This is a genomic window from Klebsiella sp. Q2 (assembly GCF_009900705.1).
In the GTDB taxonomy this organism is placed as follows: Bacteria; Pseudomonadota; Gammaproteobacteria; order Enterobacterales; family Enterobacteriaceae; genus Klebsiella; species Klebsiella quasipneumoniae.
Genome location: NZ_JAAABE010000001.1, coordinates 473,573 through 487,997, shown reverse-complemented (window position 1 = coordinate 487,997; position 14,425 = coordinate 473,573). Strand labels below are relative to the sequence as shown.

The following is a 14,425-nucleotide window of genomic DNA, read 5'->3' as shown; positions in this document are numbered from 1 at the left end:
ATGCGTCAGAAAACGATTAAGGCCATCCAGGAACATGCGGCCGCAGAATATCCGCGCGAGGCCTGCGGCCTCGTCGCCCGGAGGGGCCGAGCGGAGCGTTATTTCCCCTGCCGGAACCTGGCCACAGAGTCGAAAGATAATTTTGTGCTGGCGCCGGAGGATTATGCGGAGGTTGAAGAATGGGGAACGATCACCGGTATTGTTCACAGTCATCCTGATGCCACCACCCAGCCGAGCGAACTGGATAAAGCGCAATGCGACGCGACCCTTCTCCCCTGGCATATTATCAGCTGGCCAGAAGGCGATCTCCGTACCATCCACCCGCGTGGTGAGTTGCCGCTCCTCGAGCGACCATTCGTGCTGGGCCACTACGATTGCTGGGGCCTGGTGATGAGCTATTTTCGGCAAACCCACGGCATCGAGCTGCACGATTACCGCGTCGATTATCCGTGGTGGGAAAAGGAGTATCCGGACAATTTTTATCAGGACTGCTGGTATGAATGCGGGTTCCGTGAGTTTGATGGTCCACCGCAACCGGGTGACATGGTAATCATGCAGGTGCAGGCGGATAAGTGGAACCACGCCGGGATTCTGCTGGAAGGGAACCTGCTGCTGCATCACCTGTATGGCCATCTCAGCAAGCGCGTGCCGTATGGTGGGTACTGGATGGAAAGGACAATGAAAATCGTTCGATATCATTCTCTATGTTAACCTTTTGTTGAAACAGCAAAAGGATATAGGGAATGAAAAAAGCTATCTTCGGAGCCACATTACTTCTGGCATCATCAACTTTTGCGGGAACAGTTGATGATTATTTATCACGCCATCCGCAATTAAAAGAAAGCGCCACTGTCGATATTTATGTAAAACGCATGGCATTCATGATGGCATTAATGGATGCACAACAACGATATAATAGGTCAGACGATGACTTTATATATCAACTCCTTTCAAGCAATGGTGATAAATATGCAAGGATGGGCGTAAGGAAATTTGCCCGTGATTGCAGGATAGAGAGGAGTATAGGTCAAAGTGGCGATCTTAATAAAGAAGAGTGTGATTTAATAATCAAGGCAGACAAACAAAAATAGGTTAAATAAAAAGCAGCATTTGAAATGCTGCTTTTTTCTGTTAGGTGCCAAATGAAAGAAACAATGACCAAAATAATACTTTCTGGAGTATTAGGTAAAACTTTTGGGAAAATTCACTATCGTTTAATTAGCACTGTTCATGAAGCAGGGCAGGCATTATCGGCAACGATACCAGGCTTCGAAAAATTCATGATTACCAGCAAAGAGCGTGGACTAACCTATGCGGTATTTAAGGGTGAAAAAAATATTGGGAAGGATGATTTAGGATTTCCTGTTGGTGGTGAAGTCATCCGAATTGTTCCTGTTTTAATTGGTAGTAAAAAGGCGGGACTGCTTCAAACAATTCTTGGAGCAGTTATTATTGTTGCCTCTGCTGTCGGCTCTTACTTTGTTCCTGGCAACCCAGTGTCAGCATTTGGTTATAAAATGGGGGCTGCGATGATGCTCGGCGGCGTCGTTCAAATGCTTTCTCCACAGCCAGCTGGCCTGGCACGAAAAGAATCCGCTGACAATAAAGCGTCCTACGCCTTTGGGGGCGTGACGAACACTGCCTCTCAGGGATACCCGGTCCCTTTGCTTTATGGCAAACGCCGAATTGGCGGCGCCATTATATCTGCCGGTATTTACGTAGAAGACCAGCAATAATTTTTATTCAGTAAACCATCCAATTCAGGCCACCTTGCGGTGGCTTTTTTTATGGGCGTAATATGGCAAATAACATAATTAAAGGGCGCAAGGGTGGCGGCTCAAAGCAGCGTACACCGACGGAACAGCCGGATGATTTACAGTCTGTTGCGAAAGCCAAAATTCTGCTCGCATTAGGTGAGGGTGAATTTGCAGGTGGTTTAACCGGGAAAGATATTTATCTTGATGGCACCCCGCTTGAAAATGCTGATGGTTCGCAAAACTTCAGTGGCGTGTCCTGGGAATTTCGACCCGGCACGCAGGCTCAGACTTATATTCAGGGTATTCCCGGCACTGAAAATGAAATCAGTGTGGGAACGGAAGTTTCCAGCAAGACAGCCTGGACCCATACCTTTACTAATACCCAGCTTTCTGCCGTTCGTGTCCGCCTGAAATGGCCGTCCCTGATGAAACAGGAAGATGACGGCGACGTGGTGGGCAATACCGTCAAGTATGCGATTGACCTGCAGACCGACGGTGGCGCCTGGCAGACGGTGCTGGAAACCGCTGTCACGGGTAAAACCACCTCCGGTTATGAGCGGAGCCATCGTATTGATCTGCCCCATGCCGGCAGTACCTGGACGCTACGCCTGCGTAAAATTTCTCCGGATGCAAACAGTGTCAAAGTTGGCGACGTGATGACGCTGCAGAGCTATACCGAAGTGATTGACGCGAAGCTGCGTTATCCCAACACCGCGCTGCTTTATATCGAGTTCGACTCCAGCCAGTTTAATGGCTCCATTCCGCAAATTTCCTGTGAGCCGCGTGGGCGCGTGATTCGTGTGCCGGATAACTACAATCCGGAAACCCGCGAATATACCGGCGTCTGGACCGGCGGGTTTAAATGGGCCTGGACGGATAACCCGGCCTGGATCTATTACGACATTGTTACAGCTGACCGTTTTGGTCTCGGTAATCGTCTGAGCAGCGCCAATATTTCGAAATGGACGCTGTACCAGATTGCACAGTACTGCGATCAGCTGGTTCCTGACGGGCACGGTGGTGACGGCATGGAGCCGCGCTATACCTGTAACGTCTACGTCCAGGAACGCAACGATGCTTACACCGTGCTGCGAGACTTTGCCGCCATTTTCCGGGGCATGACTTGCTGGAACGGTGAGCAGATTGTTGTGCAGGCTGATATGCCGCGTGATGTCGATTTTACCTATACGCGCGCCAATATTGTCGGCAAACCCCGTTATTCGAGCAGCAGCAGCCAGGTTCGGTACACCAACGCCCTGGTTTCCTGGTCTGATCCGGATAATGCTTATGCTGATGCAATGGAACCGGCGTTTATCCCGGAACTGGTTTCCCGCTACAGTTTTAACCAGCTCGAAATGACCGCGATTGGCTGTACGCGCCAGAGCGAAGCCCACCGTAAGGGGCTGTGGGGCATACTGACCAACAACAAAGACCGGGTCGTTGAGTTTGATGTGGGGCTGGACGGTCGCATTCCTCAACCCGGTTATATCATTGCCCTGGCGGATGAGTTGCTGGCCGGACGGGTCAACGGCGGGCGGATCAGCGCGGTGAATGGCCGGGTGATTACGCTGGATCGTGATGTGGATGCCAAACCTGGCGACCGCCTCCAGCTAAACCTGCCATCCGGGATCTCACAGAGCCGGACCATCCAGGCCGTTAACGGACGCCGGCAGATTACGGTCACAACGGCGTACAGTGAGACGCCAGAACGGGAATGCGTCTGGGCCGTAGAATCTAATGACCTCTTTCTGCAGCAGTACCGGGTCACAGGGGTAAAAGAGAACGGCGATGCCACCCTCACGATCACCGGCGTGTCACATGACCCGGATAAATTCGCCCGCATCGATACCGGCGCGATTATCGATCAGCGCCCGGTTAGCGTATTGCCGGCGGGCAACCAGTCACCTCCTGACGATATTGTCATCACATCCCGCTCGGTCGTGAATCAGGGGATCAGCGTCGAAACGATGCAGGTTAACTGGTCAGCGGTCAGCGGCGCTATTGCCTACGAGGCGCAGTGGCGCCGTAACGACGGGAACTGGATTAATGTGCCGCGCAGCTCGACCACCTCGTTTGAGGTCAGCGGCATTTATGCCGGTCGTTACCTGGTTCGCGTCCGTGCGATCAATGCGGCGGAGATCTCGAGCGGCTGGGCGTATTCCGAAGAGAAAACCCTGACCGGCAAGGTCGGCGAGCCGCTGGCACCGCTGGCGCTGGCAACCCGTTCGCTGGTTCATGGGGTCCAGGTTAGCTGGGAGTTCCCGACCGGCTCCGGGGATACGCTGCGCACGGAACTGCAGTACAGCAAAAACCAGGACGGCAGTGCGCCAATGCCGTTATCAGACGTGGCCTATCCGGGGAAAAGCTATCAGCAGATGGGCCTCAGTATGGGCGCCGAATTCTGGTACCGGGCGCGCCTTGTGGATCGTCTTGGCAATGAAAGCCCGTGGACCGGCTGGGTCCAGGGGATGGCCAGCGATAACTTTGATGACTACTACGAAAACCTGACCGACGCGATCAAGGATACGGCTGCCTGGGAGGAAACGCAGCGCACCATTAGCGAAACGCAGGAAGGTATCCGCAATACGCAGCAGGAACTGGAGCAGACCGCTGAAGCTTTGCGTAAGGAAGCCGAAGACCAGGCGAAGCAGGTCAGCCAGGATATTGAAGCATCGGCGAAAAGCATCACTGCTGATGTTGACGGGAAGATCTCCGCCGTGAATAAAACCATCACGGATGAGATAACCTCGGTCAATGAGGCTCTCGATTCTGGTCTGGCTCAGGCAAACAAAGGCGTTCAGGAGGCAAAATCCGCCGTCGCAGATGCGAACAAGCAGATCGCAACTGTGAACAAGTCGCTGACCGACAGCATCACCCAGGTAAGACAGTCAGTCACCGATACGGCTGCGGAAATCAACGTCACCATCGACCTGGAGATTGCCAGGGTCAGCAAAACGCTGGCCGACGGCGATGCCGCATTGAATGCGCAGATAAAGACTGCCGAAAATGGCCTGAAGCAATCGCTGTCTCAGGTCAACACCACGCTGACCAATGCGGTGAAGCAGGAGACCGCGGATCGTATCGCCGATGTTAACGCGAAGGCGTCACAGGCCGCTGATGAACTGCTGGCGGCAACGCAGGGGATTGAGGCGAGTATCGAGAGCCTGACTCAGGTGATGAAGACCGCCGATGAAAATCTGGCGCGGGAAATGTCCAGCCTCGCAGCCGGCGCTAATATCCAGTTCGATTCGCAGGTTATCTGGCATTTCAACAATCAGACGACCGAGGGCTGGACCGGCAGCGCCGGCGTACCGGGTGTGTCACAGGATGGCTGGTTACGCCCGGCGGACAGCGCCACCGATCCGTACATTACCTCTCCTGGCGGGCTGGCTGTCGATGGTGCGGCGTACCGTTTCATCATGCTGCGCTTTCGTAAAACCGGCAAACCAGTTTGGGCGGGTGAGATCCGCTGGGTGTCTGCCGGCGAAAACTTCAATAACACGAAGCGATACATTGTTGCTGAGCCGGAGTATGCCGATGGGGTGGCAACCCTGACGGTGCGTGATATTCCGTGGACAGGGAACATTGATCGTATTCGCCTGGACCTGACGAACCAGCAGGATGCCAGCAACTTTATCGAATTCGACTGGATCGCCGTTGGCCGGCCAGCACCCGGCGCCAGTACGGCGGCTTTGCAGGATGTGCGCAGTACGCTGAGTAACGCGCTGACCGCCGAAGCGCAGGCACGCAGCACGCTGGCGGCGCAGATGCGTGGCTCCTATGATGGGAGCGATCTGGAGAAAGTCACTTCCGGGCTGCTGTACCAGGAAAAAACCGCGCGCGTTACCGCAATCTCGGCGGAAGTTAAGGCCAGAGAGTCCCTGCAGACGCAGTTTAACGACAACAAAGCTGCTGTTTCTGGTGAACTGAGTTCTCTGACGACAGAGCAGAGCGCGCAGGCGAGCCGTATCGGTGGCCTGGAAACCAGCCTCGGGAAAAAAGCCGATGCGGCCGCGCTGACGTCCCTGACGCAGAAAGTGGAGCAACAGGGCGCCACGCTGACATCGCAGGGCGCCGCGTTAACATCGCTCACTAACCGGGTTGGCCAGACGGAAACGGGCCTGGCTGGTACGAATGAGGCGCTGAGCGGGCTGCAGTCTGTTGTTACCCAGCAGGGTGACAGGATAACCAGCCAGGGTCAGTCCATCACGAAACTGACGAGCGATTTGGGCACGACAAATGCCGCGCTGGCGAAGAAAGCCGAAGCGGCTGCGGTCACTGCCTTAACGCAGCAGGTAGAGCAAAACGGGCAGGATATTCGCAGCAATACTGACAGCATCACCAGCCTGTCAAATCAACTGGTTAATGGCCAGCCGAATCGCTGGTCCCGTCGACTCTATCCTGTGCAGCTGGATAACGCCGGGACAGTCCCGTCATTCAGCGATATTCGCGCCGTGGCGCCAACGGTCGTGGATGAGGTGGCCGACGCGGCCAAACTGGACTTTACGTCCGCCGGCAGCTATCTGATCGCGCAGTATTCCTGCCAGGTGAAAGTGGCCGCAGATACCACCATCACACTGGCGCCCGGCGCCAGGGTTTTTGATGATACCGGCGCCATATTTGTGAATGGGGTTCAGGTCGCCTGGGGAAACGCCAGCTGGAATACCGTCAGTTTTGAACTGAAAACCGGCTGGAACACCGTTGATTTTCTGGTGAATCAGTGGACCGGTCAGGCGTATATCAACCTGGGCCTGAAGGTGTCAGACAAGGTTGCTGAGATGTACTCCGGTCTCGGGGTTTCCGCGCTGGCAAACGCAGCCGGCGTGCTCAGCTCGAATGTCAGCCAGATTGGCAACGATGTGGTCAGCAATTCGCAGAGTATCACCCAGCTCCGGAATGCGCTGACGCAGACAGACGCGAACGTAGCCAGCAAAGCGGATCAGACGGCGATGAACTCGCTAACCGGACGAGTGGAGAAGACGGAATCCGGGCTGACGGCTGCTAACGCCAACATTACCTCGCTGAAATCCGCTGTACGGGCCGGAAACGCATCAGGCGGGGATTTAATTCCCAACCCGACGTTTGACCCGGCGTATGACCAGATGGGGTTCAGCGTGGTAGCCACGACGGCTGAGGAGGTCCCGCCGGGCTGCCCGTATGGTTATGCGGCCCGAATTGCCAGCCGGGATCACCATCCTAACTTTGCCGCGTTCCCGGCCACGCTTAACGATGTGATTGAGATCAGCGCACTGGTTGCCTGCGGCGCCGGCACGGCGAATTTTAATCTGTATGTTGGCACCGCCGTTCGGCCAGATACGAGTACCGGTGCGCCACTCATGGCGGGGGGCGGAAAATCCCCCTCCGCGACCTGGCAGAGAACCACCTGGCGCTTCAAGGTCACGCAGGCGATGGTAGACAGGGGTTATATCCGCCCGTTCCTGCAGATCTCGCAGAACAGCCCGTATGGCACCGTATGGTTCGTTACGGACTGGCATATGCGAAATGTGACAGCGGCGCAAAAGGTTCAGGATACTGCGGATGCCACGGCGGCGGCGGTTGACTCCCTGACCACCACCGTGACGCAACAGGGTAATCTGCTGACCTCGACCGGCAACCGGACAACCCAGCTGGAAAACGGGCTGGCAACCACCAATGCCGCCGTGGCCAAAAAGGCTGATGCGACAGCGGTGCAGGATTTGACCAATACCGTCACACAGCTGGGCAACGACCTGACGGCTGCGAACAGCGCCATCACGAAACTGACCGGAAATCTGGCGAATACCGATAAAGCGCTGGCGCAGAAAGCCGATGCGACTGCGCTGGCCACGCTCGACACGAAAGTGACGCAGCAGGGTAAAACGCTGGAGAGCCAGAGCAATTCGCTGACGAATCTGTCGAACAGTCTCTCGCAGGTTGCGGCAGATATCGATGCCAGCGGTCAGATACCGGGTAACCTGGTCGTGAATCCCTCATTTGAACGCGGGCTGGATGGTTATACCGGGCGGTCAACCGCGACCAGTGTGGTGGAGGTTTCCGCTCCTCACAGCGGGACGCGGGCGCTGAAGGTTGATCCGGGGAGCGTGTCTCCGGGGCAATACATCCCGTTTGTTCAGGGGCGAACCTATGAAATCGGGGTGTGGGTCAAGGAACCGGGAGCGACGACGGATAATGGCGCGGGGAACAACAAGCTGCGGATCGGTAACTCTGCCGGCCAGCCGGTTTTTGAGCGTCCGTACAACAGCGGCACGGTGGGGACTAACTGGACCCTGATTTCCGGTCGCTGGAAAGCGACGGAGACAGCCAGCCTGCCGGTGACGCTGAGTAACTATCTGATTAGCGGCAGCCGCTACTTCGATGATTTTTACGTCACTGACGTTACCGACCGGGTGGACATCGATGCCACCGCCGGCGCCGTTACCGGACTGACGAGCCGGGTCAGCACAGCGGAAGGGGCCATCACCTCACAAAGCCAGCAGCTGACGAACCTGCAGAACAGCCTGAACACGACCAACAGCAATGTGTCGAAGAAGGCCGATGCAACGGCACTGACTTCGGTCGATAACCGGGTGACAGAGGCGGAAGGGAAACTGACCACACAGAGCCAGCAACTGACAAATCTGGCGAATGTGCTGACGGCCACCCGCAACGCCGGCGACAACCTGATCCCGAACTTTGATTTTCTGCAGGGCAGCACTGCCTGGGATATTCAGTATCCAGCCGGTGTGACCTTTGGCGATTTCGGGGACGGGAAAGCGGGGGTCCGGCTGAACCGGACGACTAACACCAGTCCGGGGATCTTCTCCAACAACAACAAGCCGGTGCCGCTGAATGGCCAGCGCAAGTACCGGGTGGTGGTGAAGGCCAAAGGTGTTTCCGGCGCGATGAGTCTGCTGATCCGTCGCCAGAACAAAATCGGCCAGACGGACAGTACGTATGAGGATAAAACGGTCACGCTGACCACTGACTGGCAAACCATCACCTGGGAAACCGGATTGACGGCTGCCGGCGCGGACGGGCAGAACTTCAAACTTTATTCTCATCCGACAAACGGTGAAATCTGGCTCGATTCCGTCCGCGTGTTTGATATCACCGATGAAACCAACATCAAGGCGACCAGCGATGCTGTTTCGTCTCTGACCGGGACGGTGACGAACCAGGGGAACACCCTGACATCACAGGGGCAATCCATCACGGCGCTGAATAACGCGCTGGAAGGGGTCAAAGGCGATGTGGCGAAGAAGGCTGATGCGTCGGCGGTCAGTTCACTGACCAACCGGGTTACCCAGACTGAAAAGGATATCCGTAGCCAGGCTGACAGCCTGACCAGCCTGAATACATCGCTGAAGCAGCAGGCGACACGGGGAGCCAACGTACTGCCGGACGGCAGTTTTGAATCCTATGCCGTCGGCGATGTTCTCAGTAATGCCCGCGCCGTTATCACCAGTGAAGCTGCGCACAGCGGGACCAAAAGCCTGCGTGTGACGCGCAGTACGGAGTACAACCCGAACGCGACGGATAATAACGATACCCATATCTTTTCAGGCATGCAGGTTCGCGATAACGCGGTCTATTACGTGGAGGCGTGGGTTAAGTTGCCGGCTGGCTCGACCGCCGATCCGACCGTTTATATGGTGCTCGGATTTTCCTTCCAGGATTCTGCCAATGGCTGGTCGTGGCCTGGCCTGAACGTAAAAGTCTCCGAGTTGTCGGTGGACAACTGGACAAAAGTCAGTGGCTATCTGACCAACAACCGAACCGCGCTGAAACAGGCAATGGTGAGGATCTCCATCCCGAACACACCAAAAGTTCGCCTGGGTGACGCCTTCCTGATTGATGATCTGATCATCACTGACGTGACCGATGCGAAAGCGGCGCTCGATGCCGCCGATGCGAATGCGCAGGCGCTTTCCAGTCTATCCGCGTCAGTCACGCAGAACGGGAGGAATATTACGTCTCAGGGCAGCGCGATCACGAAACTGCAGTCAGATGTGACGCAACTAGGAAAGGATATCAGCGGCAAGGCCGATGCCAGCGCGCTGACGAATCTGACGACCCGCGTGACGGCTACCGAAGGCAGCCTGAAATCGCAGGGAGACAGCCTGACCAGCCTGCAGAACAGCCTGAACACGACCAACAGCAATGTGGCGAAGAAGGCTGATGCAAGGGCGCTGCAGAGCCTGCAGAATACCGTTGAACAGCATGGCAGGGATCTGACCACGCAAAGCAGCGCGCTGACGAACCTGGAAAACAACTTTTCCTCCCTGGCCGTGGGCGGGACCAACCTTATCCGCAATGCGGACACACTGGAGGGATGGAGCAGCCGCCTCGCCACAGAAACCTATCTGGGCGACCGCGTGGCCTACACCCGGCTGGCGAAAGGTGCATCCGGTTATACCCAGCTGGATGAACAGACGCTGGACGTTACCGGGCGTACGGAATTTGTATTCAGCTTCTATGCGAAAGGGGCTTATGACGGGCAGGAGATGGCGAGTTATTTCTATAACCCATCGAACACCACCACCACGGAAACCAGCCAGGGCGTTAAAGGTGGGGCCGGTGACGGCAAGGCGGTCACGAAACTGACCACCGCATGGGCGCGTTACTGGGTGAAATGGGTTATTCCTGCCACCAGTGGCACCAAACGGCTGATTGCCGCGCGTCTGGAAAGCGCGACGTCTGCCGACAAAGAAGTCTGGCTCTGCCGCCCTCAGCTGGAAACCGGGACCGTGATGACCGACTGGTCACCGAGTCCGGATGATGCGGCCAGCGGTATTACCGCGAACACATCGGCCATTAATAGCCTCACCAGTCGGGTGACGAACGCCGAGGGGCAACTGACCGCGCAGTCTCAGAGCATCACGAATCTGCAGAACAGCCTGAACACCACCAACAACAACGTGGCACAAAAGGCCAGCGCGCAGTCGGTGAGTGATCTCACCAGCCGGGTCACCAGTGCGGAAGGCAAAATCACCTCCCAGGGGCAGGCTATCACGAAGCTGCAGGGCGATTTGAGCAGCACCACCGATAAGGTCAACACCAAAGCGGATCAGACGGCGCTTAACGCGCTGACTGGCCGGGTGGAGAAAACCGAGGCAGGCCTCACGGCAGCCAACAGCAACATTGTCAGCCTGACGGCAGCGGTGAACGCCGGGAATGCTGCCGGGGATGATTACATTCCAAACCCGTCATTTGATCCGGCGTATGACCGCATGGGTTATGACGTGGTGGAGACCACCGCCGATGGTGTGCCGGCTGACTGCCCGTTCAGGTATGCCGTCCGGCTGGCCGGGCGAGACCATGTGCCAAAAATCAACAATATCGCCGTGACGCCGGGCGACGTTTTCGAAATGTCTGCTCTGGTAGCGTGTGGTACCGGCAGCGCTGACTTTAACTTCTATATCGGTCGGGCCACCACCGCCACCGGTGGTATCGGAGCGAAAGCGTCCGGGGGCAACACCAGGACCACCACCGCGTGGAAACGAGCCACCTGGCGCTTTACGGTGCCATCCGATACCAGCTTGCTGCGGCCGTTCCTGCAGGTTAATCAGAGCAGCCCGTTCGGCACCGTCTGGTACGCTGCCGACTGGCATATGCGTAACGTGACGGCAGCGAACAGTGCGCAGAAAACCGCAGATGCGACCGCAAAAGCGGTGGATTCACTGACCACCACGGTTAGCCAGCAGGGCGCTACGCTCAGCAGCATCGGCACGCGGACCACCTCGCTGGAGAACAGCCTCCGGTCGACAAACGATACGGTGAGTAAAAAGGCTGACACGACAGCGGTGACGCAGCTGCAAGGCACGGTGACGCAGCAGGGGAATGACATCGCGGCAGCCAACAGCGCGCTGACAAAACTCAGCAGCGATCTGGCCACGACGAATGCGAATGTGAACAAAAAAGCGGACGCAAGCGCGATGAACACCCTGCAGAACCAGGTCACTGAGCAGGGCAAAACACTCAGTGCACAAGGGGATTCTCTAACGCAACTGAGTAACAGCCTGAGCCAGACGGCAGCGGATATTGACGCCAGCGGGAAAATGCCGGGCAACCTCATTGTCAACGGCAGTTTTGAGCGCGGCGCGGCGGGCTTTACCGGCTGGAGCAGTACCGCGACGGTGGCCGATTTACAGGTTCCGCATTCGGGTAACAAGGCGCTGAAAATGTCCGCCGGCCAGTCGAACCTGGTCGGGCAGGAAATCAGTATCACGCAGGGTCGTACCTACCGCATGGGGGTATGGGCGAAGCAGGACCCGGGAACCACGATTAAAGATGCGGGTAACACGAAGTTTCGTGTGGCCGACAGCACTGGCCTGCTGGTCGGCTCAAACTACGGACCGTTTAGTTCTGGCTGGCAACTGGTAACGTTTGACTGGAAAGCCACGAAGACCACGACGGCCAGTTTCCAGCTGACGACCTTCCTCAGCGCGGGGGCAATGTATTTCGATGATTTCCATGTCCTCGATGTTACGGATGAAAAGGATATCGCAGCTAATGCCGGGGCCATTTCTCAGATGAATACCCGCGTCACCGCTGCTGAAGGGGCTATCACCACCCAGGCGCAGCAGCTGACGAAACTCAGCGGCGATCTGGCCGTCACGAATGCGGCGGTCAGTAAGAAGGCCGAGCAAAGCGCTGTCACCGGGTTGACCACCCGGATGACGTCTGCCGAGGGTAAACTGGATTCGCAGTCGCAGCAGCTCACCAGTCTGCAGAACAGCCTGACCACGATGAATACTGAGCTGGGTAAAAAGGCTGACACGTCCGCGGTGAGTTCACTGACCGGTCGCGTAAGCCAGGTGGAAAACACCATCACCAGCCAGTCGCAGAGCATCACGTCGCTGACCAGCACCATCAATACCATCCGCACTCAGGGAGCTAATCCGTGGGTTGACGGTACGTTTGAAAGCTACAGCGATGGCCAGGTGCTGGGCGGGAACGGCACAGCCGTTGTGGTGGCGTCTCAGAAATTCACCGGCAATAAGAGCCTGCAGGTGAGTCGAGGAGCGAACAATAACGGCAACAGCGATAAACAGCTTGGGAGCTGGCAGTCAGTCCGTGAGGATGCGAAGTTCCGGTTTGAGTTCTGGGCTATGATGCCGGCGGATCAGGCGCCATCCTCCGGGTGGAAAACGCTGGTCGGTATCCAGTCACAGAATGCTGCCGGGCAAAATGCCTGGCAGGCGGCGGTCACTGTCAGCGAAGCCTCTCTGGGCGCGCGCGATAAGTGGGTGAAATTCACGGGGATCGCCAGTAACAACGGGGCAGGCAGAACACGCGCGGTGGTCTGGATCTCCACCCGCGGCGCCACCGGCAACGGTACCCCTGGCTATTCACTGTATATCGACGATCTGGTCATCACGGATGTTACCGATGCGAAAGCGGCACAGGATGCCTCAGACGCGACGGCGAGTGCCGTGAGCGGCCTGACGGCGCGCGTAACGGATGCCGAAGGGAAAATCACTGCCCAGGCGCAGCAGCAGACGGCACTGGCCACGAAAGTGGATAACGCCAACTCCCGCGTCGATAACATGGCGAAGACGCTGAGCGACAGCCAGAGCACACAGGCCAGCCTGAATACCTCGCTTCAGTCGCAGATTGACGCGCAGGCGGCCGCCAACATCAAAAACCAGACGACGCTGGACAACACGATTAAATCGGTGGCCAGTATCACCAGTACCCAGCAGACGCATGCAACGGCACTGGAGGCGCTGGCAACGCAGCAGACGACCCTGACATCCAGTGTCGGGGATCTCAGCGCCTCCGTTCAAAACACCGCTAAAACCGTGGCGGATGTGAATGGTACGGTGAGTTCGCTGTGGTCGATGAAGGTTGAGACGGTTAACGGGAAGAATGTTGGCGCGGGGATTACGCTGGGCAGCAATGGTGAAACAAGCGACATGATCCTCTATGCCGACCGCTTCTCGCTGTTTAACCGTAACAATGCGACGGCAGTGCCGGTGATGATTGCCGAAGGCAATGAACTGTATATCGATACGGCACGTATCAAAAACAGTTCCCTGACCTCAACTAAAATCGCGGACGGTTCCATCACGAACGCGAAGATCGGCAACGAGATCCGCTCGAATAACTTTGTTGACGGGTCGCAAGGCTGGCGTATCGCCAAGGATGGCTCTTCGCAGTTCAATAACGTGATCGTTCGTGGCAGGGTCGAAGCGAATAGCGGCGTGTTCCGTGGCACTGTCCAGGCGGATGCGTTCATCGGTGACATTGCGGTGGCAAAAGGTTACGACAGCCTGACCTTCCGCCGCAACCAGACGGTACAGCGGAACGGTGCGTATCAGAACAGGGGGTATAGCATGACAGTGGTTCTGGCCTGCACCCTGGTGTGCCAGACCTATGGGACGGGCAGTGGCCTGGGGTATACCTCTGATATTACGTTCAACATTGGTGGGCAGGAGGTAACCCGCCGTATCTTCGTCGATGCCGGTAATATCACAGCTGGCACCACGGCCTTTGAATTGCGGTTTGCCGCGCGCCTGGATGCTGACTACAACAATGTCGGCTTCTTTATCAAGGCTACAGGTCGAAATGCCGCGATTGATTACACCTGCACAGTCGAGAACATCACCGCAACCGCCTTCCGAACGGACAGCAGTTCATTTAGCTAACAAAGGCCCCGCTAGGGGCCTTTTCTTTTTCCAGGGAAA

General features: G+C 56.7%; 4 protein-coding genes. All 4 read left to right on the top strand.

The window, feature by feature from the left end:
- The 4 genes from GT756_RS02535 (at position 1) to GT756_RS02520 (ending at position 14,386) form a co-directional block, all read left to right on the top strand.
- Complete coding sequence (locus GT756_RS02535) at positions 1–711, top strand: C40 family peptidase (protein ID WP_117137678.1); 711 nt, start codon at positions 1–3, stop codon at positions 709–711.
- Positions 712–743: 32 nt separating this feature from the next.
- Positions 744–1,091, top strand: a complete 348-nt coding sequence (locus GT756_RS02530) for a hypothetical protein (protein WP_032429394.1) — start codon at positions 744–746, stop codon at positions 1,089–1,091.
- Between the two features lie 51 nt (positions 1,092–1,142).
- On the top strand, positions 1,143–1,736 hold the full coding sequence (locus GT756_RS02525; protein WP_023159867.1) for a tail assembly protein: 594 nt from the start codon (positions 1,143–1,145) through the stop codon (positions 1,734–1,736).
- A 62-nt stretch (positions 1,737–1,798) separates the two neighbouring features.
- The gene (locus GT756_RS02520) at positions 1,799–14,386 is read left to right on the top strand and encodes a DUF1983 domain-containing protein (protein ID WP_160124544.1); all 12,588 of its coding nucleotides are present in this window, start codon (positions 1,799–1,801) and stop codon (positions 14,384–14,386) included.
- Positions 14,387–14,425: the final 39 nt, after the last annotated feature.

Bases quoted from the DNA above. Each gene is read 5' to 3' on its own strand.
- GT756_RS02525 (WP_023159867.1), top strand. From the start codon at position 1,143: ATGAAAGAAACAATGACCAAAATAATACTTTCTGGAGTATTAGGTAAA.
- GT756_RS02520 (WP_160124544.1), top strand. From the start codon at position 1,799: ATGGCAAATAACATAATTAAAGGGCGCAAGGGTGGCGGCTCAAAGCAG.
- GT756_RS02530 (WP_032429394.1), top strand. From the start codon at position 744: ATGAAAAAAGCTATCTTCGGAGCCACATTACTTCTGGCATCATCAACT.
- GT756_RS02535 (WP_117137678.1), top strand. From the start codon at position 1: ATGCGTCAGAAAACGATTAAGGCCATCCAGGAACATGCGGCCGCAGAA.